The sequence below is a fragment of the Micromonospora sp. NPDC050686 genome, assembly GCF_040654475.1.
Classification (GTDB): domain Bacteria; phylum Actinomycetota; class Actinomycetes; order Mycobacteriales; family Micromonosporaceae; genus Micromonospora.
The window spans coordinates 27,897-48,817 of record NZ_JBFAID010000052.1 but is presented as its reverse complement, the minus strand read 5'-3'; the positions used below and the strand labels follow the sequence as shown (position 1 = coordinate 48,817).

Sequence of the window (20,921 nt, the reverse complement as noted above, 5' to 3'; positions counted from 1 at the left end):
TCAACAGCAGTATTCAACGCTTCTCGATCCTGAACTCGCCCTGTCCGGCGGACTTGCTATGAGCCGCTGGCCTCAACTCACCCTGACAGACAGGGGGCGGGCCCGGCACGGAAAGCTGATCGAGTGGCGCACCCCTGACGGAAAGACTGCCGGCATGACCGGCAGCGCGAATATCACAGCGTCCGCACTGCTGACCAGCACCAGACAGGGTGGCAACTGCGAGTTGGCAGTCATCGCACCGCACGCCTCCGGGCTCTTCCCATCAGAAGGCGATCCTCAGCCACCGAACGCCATTCAGAACCTGAAATCGGCGCCGCCGGCTGGTAGCACCGCAAGCGCCTCAGGACCCGTCCTTCTCGGCTGTGCCCTGGTGGACGGGACACTGATAGTGGAACTGGCCGTGGCGCCCGGCGAGAGGGTCACCATCGAAACCTCGCCGACCGGCGCACCGGGGTCATGGGCCATCGCAGGAGCCGTTCCTGCCAACCAGCAGTCCGCACGCCTCCTGGTACCGGAGCTGACCGGAGGTGCAGTGCGCGCGGTGATGGAGGTGGCCGGCGTACGGCTGGAATCTGCGGCCGTCTTCATCACCGATAGCTCCCGCTGCCGGCCCCGCCAAGACAACAACGACGCACCGCGCCTGGCCTGGTCAGGGGAGGTGGGAGAGCTTTTCAGCGACCCGCTGCTGGCCCAGCGCTTCACCAACGAGCTAGGACGGCTCGTTGAGCAGGTGGGCCTCCAGGGCCGCACTCCGTCCTCAACATCCACCACTTCTGCGAGTTCTCACGTCGAGCCGGGTGACCGGTGGGCCGACTACCTCGAGCAGTGCGAACACGCACTCGGCCCGAGCCTGTCCGCGCTCATCTTCCCGAAGAAGCACACTGGTGACCATGGCGCCGCGACTCACTGGTCGATCGATGACGTCGACGAAGGGGAGGTGACGGAAGAGGAAGATGACGACGTACTCGACGGCGTGGCGCGCGAACAGGAGGAAAATCCCGCGACGCAGGTCCCACAAATCCGTCCGGACCAGCGCGCCAAGTACCGACGGTTCGCCGAGCGCTGGGTCACCGCGGTAACAGAACCGGCCATAGAGAACGACTGGTCGACCCTGCCGCCGGTTCACCTCCGCATGGTCGTCACCCGGCTCTACCTGACGCTGCTTGCGGCTGGTGTCTGGCATGAAGACGACGATTGGCGCGTCGACCTCAGGTGGCTGATCTGGTCGCTGGTCCCTGACGACGGCATGCTCGATAGTCTTCCTGCCGAGGCCTTCGACCATCTCTACGCGCTGCTCGCCGTCGCTATGACCACGCTGCGGCAGGGAACTCACCTACACGGCGGACGGGAGGGAGATCTGCCCTCCACCGACGCCTGGGCAGACGCATCCGAGTGGGTAGCGGAAGCCGATGTCTCGCTCGCTGACGACCTTCTCCTGCCCGCCACTCAGCCCTTCGCGCGCGTAGCGACCGCGGAGGAGCTTCGTGAAACGGTCAGGCTGGCGGGGGAGGCGCGCCAGGACCCATACGCTGCGGTGCGGGCGTCGCTTGTCGATGCCGGTCTTGCAGTCGCTCTACAGGACGGCGTATGGCGGGTAGAAGGCGGGTTCGCGAACCCCTATCAGGCGGCGGCGCGGGCTGCCACCGAGCTGGTGCGGATCGACGGTTCTGCAGCCGTGGTCGCCCGAAACTCTCGATGTGCCGTCCTCATCGCCGTGGCCGACAAGACCATGGTTCTGGTCGACTCACGAATGGCCGTCTGGCGGGTCTACTCGTTGTCTGGCACTCGTACGCCGCTCTCAATGACGATCAACTGCCCTGGTCCACCGCCCAACGCCCGCACTTTCCCACTAAGGTCGCAGCCACCCGAGGTTTCGGACGTCGAAGCTCGGCTGAGTCTCGATTTGCCCAGCCTCGTGACTGAGATGAGGAGCCTCATCGCCTGTATGTGAGGGCCGGCTGACTGACGAGCGATGAGCCCTGACGTAGCGGCCGCTGGTCTCGGGAACGCCATCGCCATGGATGGCGCCGCCGGAGGTGATCAACGGTGCAGAGAAGGTACGTCGTCCTGTCAACGTACCGACAATCGCGTGTGCCTCGTGCACGCCTGCGCCGAGAAGGCTCGGTTGCAAGGCCGGCGGCACGCCTGGTAGCGGATTGCGGCGCTGGACAGTCGGCAGAAGAGTTCGAACTTGGTCACATGATCCAGCGTCGCCGCGAACACCTCCCACAGATGTCCGAACAACCAGCTCAGTCGGCGTACGGCGTTACGATCGGCCACGGGCTGCTGTAGAAGTCACGGTGCCGGTCCGCCGGGAGCCCGGTCTCCGTGACTACTATCCCGGCTCTACCCCATGGACGCCCAGGCCCTACTGACCGGTAGCGACCCGTTGGTCGATGGCGCGCAGCCCAGCACGGATAGCGTCGAGATCGTTCACCAATTCTCTCCCACCCACTCGTAGACGTTAGCCACGCCGACGATGCCCTCGCACTCGTACAGGCCGAGGCGCCGCTCATAGTTTCGGCCCTCGAAGTCATCCAGGCGAGGCCAGATCATCGGCAGCCCGGCGGAGGTGAACAACGCCGCCGGAACCCTCTGCCCGGACACGTCGGCCTCGAAGGCGGGAAAGCTGGACTGGTTGCGCAGCCACCCGGTCAGCGTGACCTCGGTCCAGTCGCCAGCGACACTGACTTCGTCTTGGTTGGGCTGAGCTGGCCGCAGTGTCCCGTAGGCGGCGAGCCTGTGGGAAGGTCGGACAAGCACAGCGTCGACGATTGCCTCGAGGATAGGAAGGACGAGCCGCCCCACCGCCTGGTTCCGCTCGCGCCGCTGCACGTCAGGTCCAGACGGCGTCTTCTCTCCGTGTTGGATGTTGTTCCGGACCACCAGCACCGCGCGGATCAACTTGTGCAGCGTCTCCGGCGTGCGAGATTTCCGCTCCTCCCAACGCAGCCAGCTCTCTCGAAACTGCCGGTGCTGCCTCGACGCGACCCGGACAACCGGCTCGGTCAGCTCCGCGATCCGCTGACTCATGCCCGGCGATCCATGATCGAGGACCAGGGGCTCGAAGCGGGCAAACGCCGCCACCGCTGGGTGGCAAAGTAGACCGTGTTGGTCCGCGGCAGTCATCTTAAGGAGCAGGTTCCGGTGCTTGGTCGATTCGGTGCGTCGGCCAGGCACGTTTGGGCGATCCGGAGGCGGAGAAGGCGGGGGCATCGTGCCGTCGAGACAGCTCGCTAGCTGATTGAGCGCCCGGAAGTAATCGGCGCATGCGGCCAGCTCCCAGCCGGGCCGGCGTCGAGGCGCGGCTCGAGCATCGTTGATCAAATTCAGTACGACGAGCAAACCGTCGCGCAGCGACGGGCTCTGCCACCAATGGTCTCCGCCCACGGCGCCGAGTATCCCGACGCCGACGCTTCCGTCAACACGCAGCCCCCGGGTTCACCCAACCTCTGGCCACGTGCGCCCGGATGGCGCTCAAGATATTCACGGCCAGTCGTGTTCCCAAGCGCCCAGGTTCTGCTCGGTGACCTCTTCGGCGGACCCGAGGTGGTGGTCGAGTGTGCTCAACCGGCGGACGCGGCCAGCCGGGGTTGAGGTGGTCACCCACGGCGATGATCGACTACGGATCTGCGGCATGGCTATGTCGGAGCACCGCCTACCTCCGAACGAGTGTGAGCGTCTCCGATGTCAGGTCTACCTGCCTCGGCCTGAAGCCGCCCGCTGCGATGGCCCGGCCGAGGGAGTTTCGTACGGAGTACCAGTACGGCAGGTGGTGGCGAGCCCAAGGTGCCAGCGCTTTTTCAATCACTCCTTCGAGGTCCGCGAAGGTGACGGGAATGGCATCGACGGTTTGCTCTTGGAGCCACCTCGTCAACGGCGTGTACTTGCCGCCGGCATGCCTGCTGCCGTCCGGCTCCGCGTCGGGCTCGCCGTCGCCTGCGGTGCCTCGCAGGATCGCCACCACCTCTGCTGGAATGCGGAAGCCAGCGGCACGTACGCCTTCGGGGTAGAGGGTTTTCAGCGCGGGTGCGACGGGGTCGGGGAGGAGGCCAGCCAGTTGAAGGTCTGCGGTGATGCGTGCGGTGGGACGCGTAAACCCTCGCAGCATTCGATCGTCGTCGTAGCCGCAGATGCCATAGAGTGCTTCCCGACCGATGGTCCCGCCGAGCGCCGCGGCCTCTCGGATCACTTCAGCTTGGACCTGGCCCTCTGCGTCGAGCCGCCGCAGCAACTCGGCAACCGCTTCAGCAGTCCAGACGCCGAGCGGGTCGAGGTCGTCTCGCTGTCGGCCGGCGTCCTCGAGCGAGGCCGGATTGACCTCAACGTCGAGAGCCGAGGATCGCAGCAGCAGGTCGCGTGGCCGCAGAAGGAACAACTGCCGTCCACCGCTGAAGTCGAAGAACTCCTTCGCCATCTCGTGCCGTGGACCGATCACCACCGAGCGGTGGCGCCACCACCAGTCTTCCTTCTCGTCACCTGTGACGATGATAAGATCAAGGTTGCGCCTCTTCGCCTCCTCGCAGGCCTGCCAGTAGACAAGGAAGTCTCCCGCAGGACCCTCCGGCTGCTCGTCCTCCTTGTCTGCGTCGAGGTAGCCGGGAGGAGTTTGCTCCTCAACCCTTTGTTTGCCTTCCTCGATGAGCTTGTCCCACTCGTCATCTGGCGGTCGAGCCAGGACTCTGCCGTCAAGCAGCACACCGAGGCGGGTCAGTATTGGGTCCTTCGACGCCGGTGTGTCTGCCTGAACTCGGTCCGGCTCAGCGTTGCCGACTGCCTCCAGAAGCTGGCCAAAGATCCGGCCAATATCCCGCTGCAACTGTTCCAGGTCGGCGTCCGCCAAGGCTACCTGCTTAGCCCACCGCGAGAGGGCGTCGAACGTCGACCGTTGATTTTTCTGCAGTGCGCCGCGTACTTCCTGCGCCGCGCCGTCCGGATTTCCGATCGCGGCGAGTCGGTTGCGATGAAACTCCCGAATCGCCTGGTGCGGGATAACCAGCCGGTCGCCGACCTTTTCAAAGATCGTCAGCAGGTCTTCCGTCGTCTGTGTGTTGTAGCGATAAAGGTTGAGAAGTACATTGGCGTCCACCGCGATCAACGCCCCGGTCAATGCTTGGTCCACGTCGGCGTCTGCCAAGACGCGGTAACCCTCGAAGCCGTCGAACAAGCCAGCCATCGAGCCTCCCAGCCCAACTCGGGCCGCCGCTGACCTGGCATACGGGCTGGGCGGCACGTGAGAATCATCGCGCCCGCACCGACGCGTACTCGCCGAGCCCAGATTTCCAGAGCTGGTTCCACGAGGGGACGACTTGTCGCCTTCTAGACCACGAGGTGTACATGCGCGGCCGACGGTGATACACGTGCCCTGGCCGAGGCACAGTCATGCCGCCGACCGTGCGCGCTGTCTCAAAACATCGATCACACTGAGCGAGCGTCAGTTTCGGTGCTGTTCCTGCGAGACGCGGCGAAGCGAAGCGCCAAGGCGCCGGGGACGCCGCCGGGAATCGGGGAGCACGTGGGGAGCAGTCGGGTGCGCTGAACGGCGTCGAACGGCATCCAACGGCACGCAATGGCGCTCAACTGCACCCGCCGCCACCTGCGGCTTCTCGTTTCTGCAGGTCAGCAATGCGGCGCCGTCTTCGAGGCGCACCGTGGTGCGCGAAGATTCGGTGCCGGTTGCTGGTTGCGGTCCGACTGTGTTCGGGCGGATTGTGATGGGGTCCGTCGTGGTCGACCCCGATTTCTCTGTGGTGCTGACGAGCCTGTAGGTCAGCATGGTGGCGGAGGGCTTCCACGGGAACCGTGGATTGGTGCCAGCGAGCCCGAGCGTCAGACTTTCGAATCTCCCTGCCCTCCCCACGACGGACGCCATGGTCCGCGTGTGGAGGAGGCTGGTGATGGAAGTCGTTCACTCCCGCTGCGTCGGGATGGACATCTCGAAGAAGGACGCCAAGGTGTGCGTGCGGATCGCGGGGGCCGGTCGCCGCAAGACGACCGAGACGGTCACGACCTGGGGGTCGATGACCAGCCAGATCCTCGCGTTGCGTGACTATATGGTTGATCAGCAGGTGACGTGCGTGGTGATGGAGGCGACCAGCGACTACTGGAAGCCGTTCTACTACCTGCTCGAGGACGCCGGCTTCGAAGTCATGCTGGTCAACGCCCGGCACGTGAAGACGCTGCCAGGACGCAAGACCGATGTCGCGGACGCGACCTGGCTTGCCCAACTCGGCGCGCACGGCCTGGTGAGGGGCTCGTTCGTGCCGCCCGAGCCGATCCGCCAGTTGCGGGATCTGACCCGGGCACGCACGGCGATCACGAGGGAACGTGGCAGGCAGGTCCAGCGGCTGGAGAAGTTGCTGGAGGACGCCGGGATCAAGCTGTCCGCGGTCGCGTCCGACATCCTCGGGGTGTCCGGGCGGGCGATGTTGGAGGCGTTGATCGCTGGTGACAGAGATCCGGCAGCGCTCGCGGATCTGGCCAGGCGTCGGCTCCGGTCAAAGATCCCGGAGCTGACCGAAGCGTTGAACGGCCGATTCACCGAGCACCATGCGTTCCTCGCTCGCGTGCACCTGGACCTGATCGACCGGCATACGGCGGCGATCAACAGGCTCACCGAGCGGATCGAGGTGATGATGGAGCCCTTTCAGGGCTTCCGTGACCTGATCTGCTCCATCCCCGGCATCGGCGTCCTCACCGCCGACGTGATCATCGCTGAGACCGGCGCCGACATGACTCGCTTCCCGACCGCGAAGCACCTGGCCTCGTGGGCCGGCACCACACCCGGCAACAACGAATCGGCGGGCAAGGTGAAGTCCAGCCGAACCCGCCCCGGCAACCCCTACCTACAGGGAGCGCTGGGGGCGGCGGCGATGGCGTGCTCCCAGAACCCGCGCACCTACCTCGGCGCCCGATACCGGCGCATCGCCTCACGCCGTGGACCGCAGAAGGCCAACGTAGCCATCCAACACTCCATGCTTACCGCGATCTGGCACATGGGCACCACCGGCGCCTTCTACGACGACCCCGGCGCTGACTACTTCACCCGCCTTCACCCCGACCGATCCAAGAAACGAGCCATCCATCAACTCGAAGCCATGGGATACCGCGTCACCCTGGAAAACGCGTCGTGAAGCGAACCAACCTCTGACGCGAAGGGGGAATCTTCGCGTCAGAGCCGGCGGAGCGTCCTGCTTCACACGGAGTGCTCAGCGGTTTCGCGCAGCAGCCGATGGCGTTCTATGTTGCCTGGCAGGGGAGTATGCGCAGGTCACGGCGGTAAGGAGCCGCTGGATGGCCTGGCCTTGCAAGTGGGAGCAGATTGGGTGCAGGTTGGCGAAGTGGTCACCGCTCCCGAAGTGCTCACCGATACCCGACAGGGGCGAGGCTTTGACCTGCGGGGATGCGGTCGAGCGGTGCGACGTGACCTCCCAGAGAAAACCGAAGTGGTCAGCGTTGGCTGCTCCCCGCCTGCCTACTGCCGTCTTGTCGTCCCGGGCCCGCCGAAGCCAGTCGCCGGGACGATCCAGCATCGACGTGCGGCTCTAGATCCGCCATGGCGGACTTGGTACGGATTCCGGCAGTTGAGACTCGAATCCCACCGGCAGCCATCTGACCAGGGCTTCCTGGGCGGTGACCACTTCCGCGGATCCGAAGGTGTCGACTCGTGGGTTCACTCGGCCGATCCCCGCCTCCTCCCGTCCGCTTCTAGCCGATGAGCGGACGTCGTGGTTGGCGCTGGTGTTCCGCCGACCGTGCCGGCGGACGGGTAATCTCGCTGACCTTTGATACGGTCCGCGTCTGCTGGCGCAGGCACGCCGGTCAGGTGTCAGCCATCGGTGCCAGGGCGAACAAGGGCGGCACCGGATCGGCTGCCTGAATCTCGGCAACGACCTGTGTCAGTTGCTGGTAGTCGCCGCCGGCGGCCCGGTCGACGTCCGCAGCGGCATGGTTGCCGAGGTGACACTCGGCGATGGCCCGCAGAAGGAACGCGACGCTGCACAGGTCCGGCGGGTCGACGTTCGGCCGAATGTCGAGCAGCAGCGACCGGGCCTGCTCCGGTCGGTGGTTGAGCAGGTGCGCCAGGCCTATAGCGACCCGAGCGGACAACATGTCCGGCTGCCCGTGGAGGGAGAGCTGGGCCAGTTCCGAGAGCTCCGACGCCTCTCGGTGGTCGACCGGCGATCCGTTCACCACCGCGGCGTACAGGTACCACAACCCGAACTGGACGGTAAGCACCTGCCCGATTGCGGCGGCGACCATGGGATCGGTGCTGTCGGCGCGAGCCAGCGCCGCGAGCCGCTCGGCGTCGGCGATGAAGTCCGCCGTCGACTGCGCGTGTCTCGTGCTCCAGCGCCGTTGGAAGGCAGCGAGCGCGAGTCGCGCGTCGTCGCTGTCGCGAACCGGATCTCCGAGAGGATCGTCGTCCACCTCTCCTCGGACAATCGTCCGCACCGTCCTGCTCACCTCCTCCTGGTAGTAGGCCGCCCGCAGCGCGGCGCGGGTGGCTGTCGGCGCCAAAAGCCACTGAAGCAGGATCCGGCCGTCATGGCGGGGCGATGCCCCGGGAATGAGATTGACCACCCCGAGCAGGGCCGCGACGAGCGCTGCGCCGAGCAGTGCGACGCGCGTCAACGCCGTACCCGTCAACGCCATCGCGGCACCGAGCACCGCCGCGGTGCACAGGTTCGCCATCGGGCCACCGAGGTAGAACAGCACCATCCGCAGCGGCAACGCGGTCGCCGACGGCGCCGGGTGGCGGACTAACACTTCGCTCCGCCACCCGGTGAAGGGTGCGATACGGACCGCGATGACCGGCAGACGCAGCAGCTTCGCCGCGACGAGGTGCCCGCACTCGTGCAGGACGACGTGCACCCACAACGACACGCAGGTGAAGCCAACGGCGGCGATCGCACCCGTCACAGACTCCGTGACGAGTAGCGCGAACGCTACCGCCTCCAACACAAAGAGGATGGACGCGGCGACCAGCCGTCGGCGGGGGGAGATCACCGGGAGATAGTACGGCCGGACACGTAGAGGCCCAGGTACTTACCTTACCGACGTCGCACACCGCGACGCCGATTTACCTTCCCGATGCCCGCCCGGCTTCGCCATCCTCTTCTGGCCGCTGATGGCGCGCGGCCAACATGCCGAGGACCGGGCAGTCGGTCCGACGTCGATCAGCTCGCCTTCCGTGGCGCGCCTGTCTGCAGCGCGTCGAGGTCCCGTTCGGCGAACTGCCGGTGGTGCCACTCCTCGTTCAGGACGATCAGCAGGCACTCGCGTACCGGGAAGCTTTCCGGCGGCGGCCAGCCGGTCCCCTCGATGGGCTCGGTGTGGCTGGCCAGGGACTCGTCGGTCAGGCCGTCGACCACCGTGTGCACGGTGGCCATCCGTTAGCGGCGCAGCGCCAGGACCTCCTCGAGCGAGGGACGGGCCTCGCGGTCCCGCGGGATCCCTGGGGTGTCCGGCATCTCATCCCACGGCAGGTCGAGCGGGTCCCACGGCGAGGGGTCGCCGAGGATTGCCCGCCGTACCCACGCGTCGGTGGCGAACACCAGGTGGCGCAGGGTCTCGATGAACGACCACTCGCCGTCCACCGAGTCGTGCAGTAGCCCGGGGTCCAGGCCGCGAGCACGCTCGACGGTGCCGGTCGAGAGTCGCTCGACGATGCCCCACGCTTCCCGGAAGCCGTCAGGGTCGGTGGGGCGCATCCTGGCCCGGACGGGGTCGCGCCGGTCGAGCTCCGCATTGACCAGAGGCGCGACGTCGACCCCGTTGACCACAAGGTTCTGGATCTCACCGTCGATCCGGACGTCGACCAGCTCGACGCCGCGCATCACCAGCCCGCTCAAGTCGACGCCGCGGAACCGTGCGCGGGAGAGGTCGACGGCACGGAACTCGGCATCGGCCAGGTCGACACGTTGCGAAACGCGAGCCGCTCAGGTTGTCCCCCGTGAAGTCGGCCATGGCCGGACTCTAGCCGCGCCCTGCGACAGGCCGTCGTCGCGAGCGCGGCCCAGACGAGTTTCACTCTCTACGCCGTCCCGTTGACATCCGGACATGCCGCGATTCGCTCGGTCATAGCCGATGACCGTGCATCCGGTCTTGGTGGCCGCTGCTGAATTCAATGCTGTTCGATGCAAAACTCATTGCCCTCGGGGTCACGCAGGGTTACCCAGCCGCGATCCTCGGGACCGCGGTGGTCCTCGTGGATCGTGGCGCCGAGGCTGACGGCCCGGTCGACCTCCTCGTCGCGGGACCGCCCGTCGGGCTTCCAGTCGAAGTGGACCCGGTTCTTGGCCGAGCGCGGCTCGGGGACCCGGACGAACAGCAGGCCCGGCACCGGGTCCAGCGCTTCGACGAGCACCTCGTCGTCGCCGGGCTGATCGATCCCGGAAATCGGCCAGCCGGTCAACCGGCACCAGAACGTGGCCAGCTCGTACGGGTCCGCGCAATCGATCGTTACGTGACGCAGTCTCATTCGCAGCACCGTAGGTCGTAATCAAGCCGGCATCAAACGCAATCGGCGCCACCAGCCGCGCCGCGCGTCCCGGTTCGGCACAGGCGGGCCGCCGGTGCGCACATTTGCCGCGGATCGAGCGTCATGTTGCGTGACGGACGTGCCGAGCGCTCGACGTGCGGTCGTGCCGATGGTCGCGAGTTGCGTTGGTCGCCGTTAGAAGCCTGCGGTGGTCCCGGGGCGCCTCTAATGCCAAAAGGCCTTGATCACAGCGTGTCCGGCTTGCGCGGTCCGCTCGTAGAAGGTGCGTAGGTCGTTGTGGTAGCCGAGGAAGATATTCCTGGCTGCGTTCTTCTCCTCCCAGCCGACGTATGGCTGGGAGAGTTTCGTCCCGGCGATCTGCCAGCGTTCGTCGAAGGAGACGGTGCGGAGGAACTCGGCCGTTCCTCGCGTCTCGGCGGGGTTGAGGATGACGAACGGTGGTTGGTCCTTCGCCGGGTCGTGGATGGGGCGGCCGCCGAAGATCGGCAGACTGCTGGCGGCGTTCGTGGCGTCACCCTGGTTCGTGCCCATGATGTAGAGCTCGTTGAGGTGGCCGAAGTCCTTCTCGATGGAACGGGCGATCCCGGCTACGTACTCTTCCGCGTGCGCCTCCCAGGCGGCCCACATGAAGTCCTGCAGCGACGAGAAGTCCTCCGGGACTTCGTTGGAGGCCGCGGCCCGCAGGTGCATGTAAAAGCTCACGAGGCTGTTACTCCTTGCGTTGCGCGGGCGAGCAGGCGGCTGCCCGTCGTGGGGCCCTGGCCGAGTGTCGGTCTCGACCGAGGCTGCTCGGGGCGGCGGCGACGATCGGTCGCCGAACAACATGCAGAACCTTCCCCGTCCCGGTTTGTTACCCGTCCGGGCTGGCGTAGGCGCGTACCGCCTCATAGGTCGTCGGCAGTCCGTGTTGGCGCAGTGGGCCTTGAGGCCCTGAGGAGCCGAACACGTGAGGGTTGTCGATGAGCCAGGTGACCACCGCGCGCTGCGCCGCTGTCAGTTCCTCGAAGCCGCGGCCGTGATCCGGTTCCATCTGCGGGAACGCGCATGCCAGCACCACGTTGAAGTGGTTGTGCCAGTTCGACGTGGGTTGCTCGGCGAGCACCACCGCGACGAGGTCCGACCGCACCTGCTCGGCCACCGGCGCGGCGAACGCGTCGAGCACTTCCAGTGCCACATGGCTGGGGCTCGCCCCCCAGATCGTCTCTCTGGTCTCCTGTCGGCGGATGACCGCCCACCGGCGTAGCTCAGCTATCGCCGGCTCCGGCATCTGTTCACCGGCCAGCTGCGCCCACACCACGGCCGCCGCCCACCTCAGGTCGGGATCGGTACCCGCCAGGTTCCTCTCCAACAGGTCAGCCACAGGCTGCGTCAACGCGCCGCCGAGAAGTCCCAACGCGATCAGCGCACCTCCCACTATCTGCACCGGGCGTTGCTCGTCGGAGGCGATGCCGAGCAGGCGGGGACGGATCGACGTCAGGTCCTCCGGGAACCAGGCCAGGGCGTGGATCGCCTCCCCGACCACCTCGGCGTCTGCGTCATCCAGGCATGTCAACAGCAGTGGGACGCCGGCGCGGACGGCGTCGTACGCGGCGAGCGCGTGCCGGGTCTCGAACAGGCGCCGCTCGGGCTTGGTGAGCGGAAGCGGCTGCCGCTGCCCTGTGCTGACGACCTGGTGCCAGTCCTTCATCGCGTGCGACCAGTGGCGCCAGGTCTCCTCGGGGACCTGGGACACCCGGTTACGGATTTCGGCGATGGGGAAGCCCGTGGCGGGTAGGTCGTAGGGCGTGTAGCCGACAGCGAGGCAGGAGAGCAGCTGGGTGACTTCGTGTCGTGCGGGTGTGGCGGGGTCGGCCAGCAGCTCCAGTAGGAATGGGACCGCGTATGCGCTGGCCTCGTAGCGGGTGCCCTGGTGGTAGATGTTGCCGTACAACTCGTACATTGCCGCGCGACGGACCTCGTCGTCGGAAACCCGCAGATCACGGATGAGGCCAGGCACGTCCTCGGCACTTCCGTACGCATGCGTCAACGACGCCCAGTCGACGCTGTCCAAATCAAGTCGCACCCGCCGCATTCTCCACGAGCCGAGTCCACCACGGGGTACCCCTCGATGTTCGCTGCAGCCATCAGCCCCGGGGTCGTGGGCGCCGTCCGGCGCTGACGCACCCCCGGATCGGGGCTGGTGTCGTCGGATGCCCGGGCCGGCGGTTCGCCTTCGTCGAGGTCACCGCGTTGGACGCCGTCCCTGACATTCTCGACCTGACCGACAAGATCGAAGGGGCGCTCGGCTGAGGCGGGCACCCGTCGCGGCCAGAGGACCGGATTGCGCCTGATTCGGTGGGCCGGCGCGAGTACACCTGCTCGGGATCGGCCTTCACCAGCCCGTAGGGGCTTCCTCGTGCTGTACGCCGCCAATGACCGGGGCTGCGTCGTCACCGCGGGTCAGTCAGCATGACGGGGTGCGGGGGCTTGTGTGGGATGACGTCAAGAATTTCTTCGACCCGAACCTGATGGGTGCGTTGCCCGACGTACGTGTCGAAGATGCCTCGGTGGAGGACTGGCAGGCGGTGTTCGAGCTGGTCCAGACGCAGGGCTGGAGGTGGGAGTACTGCGTGGGTGATGCCGTCGTACCGCTTCCTCCAGCAGCCGATGTGCTGGCACGTGCTGCTGACGACGAGCTGCCGATCTTGCGGGTGTGGCCGGTGCCGGACGTCCTGGTCAACTTCTGGCCGTACTGCGCGGTTGAGATCGACTTCGACATCGACCTACGGGAGTTGCAGGGCCAGGAGCGGCTGGACATGCTGTGCGGGTTCTTCGCCGTGATCGGGCGCAGGCTGGGCAAGCCGGTGTTGATGGCTCCCGAGGGCGACTATCACCATCCGGTCCTCGGCTTCGACGTCGAGGCTGACGAGGTCGTTCTGCTAGCCAACCCATCCCTACCGGAGTGAAACCGAGCCGATCCTGGCGGGTCACCAGCTGGCCGACGACCGGCGCGGTTGCCATGGGTCGAGTGCTTACCCTGAGCTTTTCCGGGTAGCTCGGAGGACAGTTCGTGGGGACCGGCTGGCCACGGCGTAGCCGGTAGCGTGATCCGGTGCGTTCGGCAGCGGAACTTCGGCAACGGTGGCTCGACATGGTGCCTCGGCTTTTGACGAGGCCGGGCATGTGGGCACTCGACGGGCAGGCCTTGGACAGGCAGGCGAGGGGACTTTTTTCTGACCTGTGCTTCCTGGACGAGCGTGACCAGGACCTCGACGTCGTGTTCGGGGTGCTTCAGGGATACGGCAGGCTTGGTGTGGCCGGCCCCTTCATCGCGCTCTTCGGCACGGAGCACGACTGCCGTGCCGAGGTTGCCTCGGTCTTCGCCGAGCAGTTTCACGCGCTCGGCTACCTTCAGGCAGAGCGTCTGGTCGACCCGGCCGAGTTCAAGCGCCTCACGGCTAGTCTCCGCGAACGGTTCGACGGTCGGGATGTGCGTCGCAGCGAGGTCGAAGCTGCCTACGGGTCGTCGAGCCTCGTCGTCGACAAACGGGTCCTCTGCTACGCCCCAGCCGACAGATCTGGCTGGGTCTTCTTCGACTGCTTCACCGAGTGCCGCAGCGATTACGTGCCAGGAGCGGGACGTTACGAGGGGCGGGTAGGCGAGGACCCGCTTGTGCGCGCGGTACGCCGCCCGGCCACTGACTTCGAAGCCGGCCTCATCCTGACGCTCTACGGCAAGGTCCTGCGATGGGGCCCTGGTTGGTGGCTGCACCAGCCGGAGGGCCTGCCCGATGAGCAGCGGGCGATCGCAGCACAGTTACGCCACATCGAGTCCGCTGATCCTTCGCAGTCGCTACGGCGGTCCCGGCACGATCCACGATCCTGATCAACTCGTCGCCCTGGGCGCATGCCGGATCGTCTTGATGCCACAATCCGCCCGTGGATGCTTCGACCTTCGCCTCAACTTTCGGTCCGCCTCCGGCCGGCGCGGTGCCCGTCGACTGGGACGTGGTCGAGTCCTGGCTCGGCTTCTCACTGCCCGAGGACTACAAGTGGCTGGCGTCCACCTACGGGCCGCTGGACATCGGCGAGTTCATCTGGCTTCACACTCCTTGCACGCAGGAGGGGAGCTTCGAGTACGCCACCTGGCTGCGCGACACCCACCGGCACTGTCGCATCTCCTCCCGCGACGCCCCGCCGTATGAGCCGCCGGCGTTTCATCCCGCGCCCGGGGGTCTGCTCGCCTGGGGCATGACCCGCTCCGTCGGCTACCTGTTCTGGAACACCGCGGTGTCGGAGGACCCCAACCGGTGGCCCGTGGTCATCTTCGATCAGGATGCCGTCCATCAGGGGGTCGAGCCGTGGCGCAGTTTCGACATGCCGTTGTTGGACACGCTGGTCGCAGTCGTCGAGAGCGGGATTGCGTTGCCCGGCGGCGGGAGGCTCGGTCCGCTGCCCGCGACCGTGCGGAGGACGGCGTTCCTCACCGACGCCGGTCCGTGGAGGCCGCCGGCGCCCCGACCGGAAGTGGTGCCCGAGGCGCAGCGGCGGGCCGCGCTCGCGCAGGGCAGCGGGTTGCCGGCGTTGAGTCTGCTCGTGCCGCCACCCGAGGCTCCCTATCTGGGTGGCGGCACGTGGGAGGAGTTGTTCGAGGAGTTGGGCACGCGTCTGGCCGCGGAGTACGTGGCGCTGATGAACCGCTATGGGTCCGGATGCTGGTCACAGTGGCTGCGGTTCATGACGCCGCTGCGCACCGGCGGCCGCGGGTTCGTTCACCATGTCTCGGAGTCGCTGGACGGGTATCGCAGCCTCCGCGCGAATTTCCCCCAGTACCACCCGCTGCCGGTCTGGCCCGAGCCTGGCGGCTTCCTCCCCTTCGCCAGCTCGATCGACGGTGACGAGCTCGGGTGGCTGACCGATGGGAACCCCGACGAATGGCCGCTGATCGTCAACCCCCGCCACGCCGACCAAGGACCACCGCTGCCGCACAACCTGACCGACACCTTGCTGGAGTGGTCACGTGGCCGCTTCTCCGCCGAGGGATTCCCGGGCCTGGACAAACTCGACGATCCGCTGGAGTTCATCGACTTCGAGCCGTGGGACGACGAGGCGTACTGGTAGCAGTGGCCCCTGCCGGGGCGGCATGTCACCCGCACACGAGCGGGGAGCTGGCTGACAGGCGTTCTCCGGGATCGAATTGGGAGCTGCTGGATGCGGTGACGCGAAGTCAGCGACTGCATCGCAGCTGCTGGCCTGACACGGCACATCCGGCAGCCACACCGGTGCCGGCCTGGGCGGCAGCAGACCCGACCGTGTCCGGCGGTCAGCCGCGGGCGGTGTCGTGCCGAGATTGGGGGAGCGGGATGGGAGCAGACGGGTGCACTGAACGGCGTTGAACAGCGTGCAACGGCCCTGAACGGCATCCAACTGCACCCAGCCCGACCTGCAAGTTCTCGTTTCCGCAGGTCAAAGTCGGTGCGGCGTCCTGCTTCACACACTGGCTGAGGTTTCAGGCGGAGCCGACACGTTTGCTCTTCGACTGTCGGTGCACGCGACCTGGAGCCACCAGGACGCCCTCCCCGCCTCGCGTACGAGGGTCGGGGAGGGCGTCAGAGTCCCGCTGTCGGCCCAGCCGGGACTACGATGCGGAGCGGCAGCAGCGCGAAGGTCAGGCCGCCCGCCAATCGTGGTTAGTTGTCTCACGACCTGTTTCCGCCAGTTCACCCAAGCCGGCACACTCCTCCGCTGGGCCTCGGCTACAGCTGCCCGTCGCCAACAGGTGCGCGGCGAGCGCAGGGTAGGTGGTGGTGGCGGCGTCAGCCTGTCACCAGCGGGCCGCCGAGCGCGACCTCGCTGAAGACGTTGATGCGGGACCGGGACTTGTCGTGCGACGTGCTGAAGATCGCGCCGTCCTGGGCCGCGGCCGCTCCGGGAAGCGGCACCTCGGTGCCGACCTGCCGGTAGTTGACGCCGTCGAAGGAGTAGGCTGCGCTGACCCCGTTGGTGGTGCGGGTCAGCTTCACCCAGAGCGGCCTGTAGGTGTCGACGTCGGCCCGTGCCTCGGACTCGAGGTAGCCGTCCCCGTTGGCGTCCCACTCGAACAGGACGCCGGCTCGGGGGGTGACTGCCACGACCGCGTATCCCGGGGAGACGCCTGCGGCGGTCACGTCGTTCCTCAGCATGACGCCGCTCTTGGCGAAGCGGTTGGCGTCGTTGACGACGTCGACGCGGGCGGAGATGCTCTCGCCGGCGACGACGGCATCCTCGGCGTAGATGGCCCCGTACTGGTCGTCGCGCTGTCCGCCGCCGCCCCAGACATCGGCCCCGGCGGCTGAGATGCCGAAGTGCGACCCGGACTGCGTGAAGGTCGAGGTGGCAGCAGAGCGGCCGTCGGTCTGCAGCGGCTGTGCGACCTTGCCGCTAGCCTGCCCGCAGCGCTCGTAGAGGCCGAACAGGTTCGCGTTCAGCGCGGTCCGGTACTCGGGAGCGACGCCAGCCGAGCAGATGACGTCCCAGGCGGCGTCGGGCCAATTGGCACCGCTGACGGTGACGTTGCCGATGAGGCGGTTGTTGCGGGACGCGGCGTTCGGGATTTGTGCTCCTCCGGAGTTGAGCCAGTTCTCCTGCAGAGTGTTGTCGGCGGTGTTGTTGGGTCCGTAGGCGTTGGTGAAAACCCAGGGGTTGGTGCCGTCGAGCACGTTGTGCCGGTAGGTGGTGTGGCGGGTGCCCTCGTCGAGGTAGAGGCCGACTCCGGAGGCGTTGTAGAGGTAGTTGCGCTCGACGACGGTGCCAGGGCTGGCGGACAGGTTGTAGAGGTTGCCGCCGTCGGCGAAGCGGGCCTTGGTGTTGTGGACGAGGGTGCCCGAGACGAGGTTGTCTTTGAGCGTGGTGGGAGTCGTGTACAGCGGGTTGTACTTGTAGTAGCCGCGGTTCACGTAGTCCTGGGAGCCGCCGGGGTCGTTGATGCCCCAGCCGTAGCCGGTGTCGATGCCGTCGTAGGCGACGTTGGCGACCTCGTTGTGGACGATCTGCGCTCGGGTCACGTAGGTGCTCAGGATGCCGGAGTTGTCCTTGTACTCCACCGACACGCGGTTGACGGTGTTGTCGCGCAGGGAGATGTCCTGGTTGGTCATGCGCGGGTCACTCGGGTGGTGCGCATCGGCACGCACGCCGCCCACGGCGATTCCGTGACCGCCGATCTCGTAGAACGTGTTGGCGAGCACGCGGACGTCGCTGGCACCGAGTCCCACGCCGGTGGTGTGTGCGTTGGCGTCGTTGCCGATGCCCAGGGCGGTGGACCCGAGGTTGGTGAAGACGTTGCGGCTGAGGGTGATGTCGCTGGCCGCGGAGACCTGCACGGCGGCCGGCTCTTGGAACCACATGTTCCGGGTGCGCTCGAACTGCTCGCACCCGCGGCTGCAGCTCGTGAAGGAGTCGGCCGGGCGGTACTCGACCGCGTTGCGTAGGTAGGCGCCGTTCTGCTGGTTCGCGTAGCCGTGGGTGGAAGGTCCGAGCCAGGAGGTCCCGGTAAACTCGAGACCGCTGAGCTCGAGGTTCGTGACCGGCTCGTCGTAGGTGCCGCCGATGCTCACGAGGGACTCGAGCTGCGGGACCTCGACCTTGAGGTCGTCGGGGTCCACGCCCGCAGCGGGCTTGTAGTACAGCTTGCCGGCGGCCGGGTCGGCGTACCATTCGCCGATCTCGTCGAGGAAGCTGAGCGAGTTCACGAGGTACCAGGTGGGCGCTCCGAGCAGAGCGAACTGCGCGGTGTCCCAGCCCCATGTGTTGTTGTCCCAGGCGGGCTGGGCCATCGTGACGGTGCGTCCCTCGATGCTCTGCACGGGGGAGTAGCGGTCGGTGAAGTCCCCGAGCGCCTCGAACTCGATGCGGTTCTGCCCGGGCACGTCAGCCAGGTAGGCGAGGGCGGGGTTCTCGAGCGTCATGCCCGTGGCGGTGAGCTTCACGTCCGAGAGCGCCAGCCGCTTTGACGCCCGCTGGGCGATCTTGCCGTTGACGTAGAGCTGTCGGGTGTCCAGGCCGACCGGGATGTCCGCGACGTAGATGCCGGCGGACTGGTCGTAGGTCTGCCAGCCGGACGCCTGCCTGCCGCCGGAGATGACGGGATGGGCGCCCGGAGCAGCGGTCCACCGCACGGTGTGCCCGTCGCGGCCGCCGTCCTCGACCCGGAACTCCAGCGGCTTGTCGATGCGGTACACGCCGTCGGCAAGGACGACGGTGACGTCGCCCTTGCCCTTGGCGGCCTCGTGGCGTACGACCTCCTGTGCCTGGGCGAGGGAGCAGGGGTGCTGCTCCTGGCACCGACCTAGGTCCCGGCCCTCAGGCGAGGCGTAGAAGATGCGGGGCTTCGCGGCGGGCGCAGCTGAGGCTCCCGGGGCAGCTGCCACTCCCACAGCCAGAGCCGCAACACTTGCTGCAGCAGCGGCTGTCGCTTTGGCGGCGCGGGTACGGGGAGGCGCTCCCCGCGAACGTGAGTCTGTCGTCATGTCTTTGTCCCTCCATGGGTGCGGCGCGGCGGCTCACCTACGCCCGATCGACAAGTAGTCATACGTATGACCATATGTGTAGGTGTGGATCTCAGGAAGCCCCTCTCTCCTGCAGCTGATCCAGGCGTGTACATGAGGCAGGCCGAATCGGTTCCTCGCGCAGGTGCGCTGTGTACCTGAGGGCACGTCGCGCCGAGCTCGACGCGCCGGTAGCTGCTACCAGTCCATCGCGCTGTCGTCCTCGGGGTTGATGCGCAGTGCGGCGCGTGGGGGCCGGACCTGACGGTCCGCCGTTGGCTGCCCGTTCGGGCTGGAGGCCAGTCCGGGGAAGAGGCCTCCAGCGAGGCGGTGCCGGCGCTGGTGGAGCTGCGCGAGCAGGGCGTGGTAGGCGCGGTCGGCGTCGGGATGAACCAGTCCCGGATGTTGGCCCGCTTCCTGCGGGAGACCGACGTCGATGTCGTCATGCTCGCGGGGCGCTACACGCTGCTCGAGCAGGGCGCAGGCGACGACGTGCTGCCAGCTGCTATCGCGACGGGCAAGTCGGTGGTCGCCGTCGGTGTGTTCAACTCCGGCTTGCTGGCGCGTGAGCAGGTGCCGTCCGACGCGAAGTACGACTACCGGCAGGCTTCACCGCAGCTGCTCCAGCGCGCCCGCGACCTGGCGACGGTCTGCGAGTCCCACGGTGTCTCCCTGCCAGCGGCGGCACTGGCGTTCCCGCTGCAGCATCCGGCGATCGTCGACGTCACGGTCGGCATGCGGACTCCTGAGCAGGTCAGCCGCAACCTCCAGCTCCTTGCCGTCGAGACGCCGCCGGACCTTTGGCGCGAACTCGAGGAACGGCAGATGCTGCGCCCCGCTGGCAGGCTCGGCACCGGGGCAGGGGGCGGGCGATGATGATCGTCGCCCTGCGCACCCGGTTGAGGAAGGGGCACGAGGCGGAGTACAAACGCGACCACGCCCGCATTCCCAAGGACCTCGTAGCGGCCTTCCGCGACGTGGGCATCTCCGGATGGCGGATCTGGCGCAGCGGACGCGACCTCTTCCACGTTGTCGAGTGCAAGGACTGGCAGTCCGCGAGCGCCACGTTGTCGCGGATGCCGGCGGAACATGCGTGGCAGACGCACATCGGCAAGCATCTCGAGCAGCCGACGGACGACGACGGGACGCCCCTGGCGCTCGTGGCACACGAGGTGTGGGACTTGAGCAAACAGCTCGAGAGCTGAGGCGCCGCGTCCGCAGACTCCGCCGGGGTCGATGGAGTGCTCCAAGGGCCGGCGAATGCGCAGGTCAGCGCCGAGACGCGGGGTGGGCGCGCAGAATGGAGTAGGGGCAGGCACGAACCTGCGCCACCGGGTGCCCGAACCTGTTGGGACACCCGAGCGGTGCCCCCCGTTTACCCCCCGAAAACCCATCCCAAGGCTGACAATTAGTGAGAACTGATGATCATGCGTAGGTGGCGTTTGTGCAGGTCGATGCGATGATCTGACGACGAACGACAAACCCGAGACCGTGACGCTCGTAATGCGTAGGTCGACGGTTCGCTTCCGTCAGGCGGCTCGGTGCAGAAGCCCAGGTCATTGACCTAGGCTTCGCCGTTTCCCGCGGTTGGTCACGCCGCGCTCCGTGGTGTCAGTCCGCAACTAGTTCGCGTCCCGTGTCGTGATCGCCCTGTCGAGCCGGTTGACGGCGGTCGAACGGCTGGCCCAGGGATCGACACGACCGCGGAGCAATCTCTCGCCGATTCATTCGGTTCCGCCGGCCGGCGGGTCTGCCCCGGCATGGATCGCATGGACGACACAACGGGAACCTCGCCGGCGAAGCTCGGTACCTTCGCGTGATGCCAGCTCCCAGGCCACGGCGCAGGCGACGCCGGGCCGGATCCACGGCTCAGGCGGGCGGCGACGCGCCCAGGACGATGCACGTCCACGCCGCCG

16 protein-coding genes are annotated in these 20,921 nt (G+C 67.1%); 7 read left to right on the top strand and 9 right to left on the bottom strand.

The features are described from left to right. Window positions 1-1,951, top strand: a 1,951-nt coding sequence (locus tag AB0H57_RS26410; protein WP_357510913.1) for a hypothetical protein, incomplete at its 5' end; no start/stop codon positions are given. Window positions 1,952-2,433: 482 nt separating this feature from the next. Here AB0H57_RS26410 and AB0H57_RS26405 read toward each other — a convergent pair. Together AB0H57_RS26405 and AB0H57_RS26400 are read right to left on the bottom strand one after the other, a co-directional pair. Beyond that, window positions 2,434-3,390: a gamma-glutamylcyclotransferase family protein gene (locus tag AB0H57_RS26405; protein WP_357510911.1), complete on the bottom strand. Its 957-nt coding sequence runs from the start codon at window positions 3,388-3,390 to the stop codon at window positions 2,434-2,436. Window positions 3,391-3,658: 268 nt separating this feature from the next. Further along, a complete protein-coding gene (locus AB0H57_RS26400; RefSeq protein ID WP_357510909.1) occupies window positions 3,659-5,176 on the bottom strand; it encodes a PIN-like domain-containing protein in 1,518 nt (505 codons plus the stop codon). Window positions 5,177-5,897: 721 nt separating this feature from the next. Here AB0H57_RS26400 and AB0H57_RS26395 point away from each other — a divergent pair. Continuing rightward, the gene (locus AB0H57_RS26395; RefSeq protein ID WP_357510907.1) at window positions 5,898-7,133 is read left to right on the top strand and encodes an IS110 family transposase; all 1,236 of its coding nucleotides are present in this window, start codon (window positions 5,898-5,900) and stop codon (window positions 7,131-7,133) included. A 688-nt stretch (window positions 7,134-7,821) separates the two neighbouring features. Here the strand turns inward: AB0H57_RS26395 and AB0H57_RS26390 are convergent. From AB0H57_RS26390 to AB0H57_RS26365, 6 genes are all read right to left on the bottom strand, one after another. Further along, complete coding sequence (locus AB0H57_RS26390; protein ID WP_357510905.1) at window positions 7,822-9,009, bottom strand: hypothetical protein; 1,188 nt, start codon at window positions 9,007-9,009, stop codon at window positions 7,822-7,824. A 170-nt stretch (window positions 9,010-9,179) separates the two neighbouring features. Then, the gene (locus AB0H57_RS26385) at window positions 9,180-9,383 is read right to left on the bottom strand and encodes a hypothetical protein (protein WP_357510903.1); all 204 of its coding nucleotides are present in this window, start codon (window positions 9,381-9,383) and stop codon (window positions 9,180-9,182) included. 12 nt (window positions 9,384-9,395) lie between these two features. Beyond that, entirely contained in the window at window positions 9,396-9,854 is a 459-nt protein-coding gene (locus AB0H57_RS26380; RefSeq protein WP_357510901.1) for a DinB family protein, read from the bottom strand. 272 nt (window positions 9,855-10,126) lie between these two features. After that, on the bottom strand, window positions 10,127-10,483 hold the full coding sequence (locus AB0H57_RS26375; RefSeq protein ID WP_357510899.1) for a VOC family protein: 357 nt from the start codon (window positions 10,481-10,483) through the stop codon (window positions 10,127-10,129). Between the two features lie 225 nt (window positions 10,484-10,708). Further along, window positions 10,709-11,206, bottom strand: a complete 498-nt coding sequence (locus AB0H57_RS26370) for a DUF1877 family protein (RefSeq protein ID WP_357510897.1) — start codon at window positions 11,204-11,206, stop codon at window positions 10,709-10,711. A 148-nt stretch (window positions 11,207-11,354) separates the two neighbouring features. Beyond that, the gene (locus AB0H57_RS26365) at window positions 11,355-12,566 is read right to left on the bottom strand and encodes a hypothetical protein (RefSeq protein ID WP_357510895.1); all 1,212 of its coding nucleotides are present in this window, start codon (window positions 12,564-12,566) and stop codon (window positions 11,355-11,357) included. A 394-nt stretch (window positions 12,567-12,960) separates the two neighbouring features. Here AB0H57_RS26365 and AB0H57_RS26360 point away from each other — a divergent pair, with 394 nt between their 5' ends. The 3 genes from AB0H57_RS26360 (at window position 12,961) to AB0H57_RS26350 (ending at window position 15,604) form a co-directional block, all read left to right on the top strand. Then, a complete protein-coding gene (locus AB0H57_RS26360; protein ID WP_357510893.1) occupies window positions 12,961-13,449 on the top strand; it encodes a hypothetical protein in 489 nt (162 codons plus the stop codon). A 215-nt stretch (window positions 13,450-13,664) separates the two neighbouring features. Next, window positions 13,665-14,369 carry a hypothetical protein gene (locus AB0H57_RS26355; protein WP_357510891.1) on the top strand — a complete coding sequence of 235 codons (705 nt, stop codon included), beginning with the start codon at window positions 13,665-13,667 and terminating at the stop codon, window positions 14,367-14,369. 122 nt (window positions 14,370-14,491) lie between these two features. Next, window positions 14,492-15,604: a hypothetical protein gene (locus tag AB0H57_RS26350; protein WP_357510889.1), complete on the top strand. Its 1,113-nt coding sequence runs from the start codon at window positions 14,492-14,494 to the stop codon at window positions 15,602-15,604. A gap of 695 nt (window positions 15,605-16,299) precedes the next feature. Here AB0H57_RS26350 and AB0H57_RS26345 read toward each other — a convergent pair. Continuing rightward, a complete protein-coding gene (locus AB0H57_RS26345; RefSeq protein WP_357510887.1) occupies window positions 16,300-18,888 on the bottom strand; it encodes a right-handed parallel beta-helix repeat-containing protein in 2,589 nt (862 codons plus the stop codon). 447 nt (window positions 18,889-19,335) lie between these two features. On the opposite strand from AB0H57_RS26345, the gene AB0H57_RS26340 reads away from it, so the two are divergent. Then, entirely contained in the window at window positions 19,336-19,881 is a 546-nt protein-coding gene (locus tag AB0H57_RS26340) for an aldo/keto reductase (protein WP_357510885.1), read from the top strand. Further along, window positions 19,878-20,210 (top strand): L-rhamnose mutarotase, encoded by a 333-nt coding sequence (locus AB0H57_RS26335; RefSeq protein WP_357510883.1) that lies wholly within the window; start codon window positions 19,878-19,880, stop codon window positions 20,208-20,210. The genes AB0H57_RS26340 and AB0H57_RS26335 overlap by 4 nt, the downstream gene beginning before the upstream one ends. Window positions 20,211-20,921 lie beyond the last annotated feature (711 nt).

Coding starts and splice junctions, on each gene's coding strand:
- AB0H57_RS26400 (WP_357510909.1), bottom strand. CDS start 5,176: ATGGCTGGCTTGTTCGACGGCTTCGAGGGTTACCGCGTCTTGGCAGAC.
- AB0H57_RS26395 (WP_357510907.1), top strand. CDS start 5,898: ATGGAAGTCGTTCACTCCCGCTGCGTCGGGATGGACATCTCGAAGAAG.
- AB0H57_RS26375 (WP_357510899.1), bottom strand. CDS start 10,483: ATGAGACTGCGTCACGTAACGATCGATTGCGCGGACCCGTACGAGCTG.
- AB0H57_RS26355 (WP_357510891.1), top strand. CDS start 13,665: ATGTGGGCACTCGACGGGCAGGCCTTGGACAGGCAGGCGAGGGGACTT.
- AB0H57_RS26335 (WP_357510883.1), top strand. CDS start 19,878: ATGATGATCGTCGCCCTGCGCACCCGGTTGAGGAAGGGGCACGAGGCG.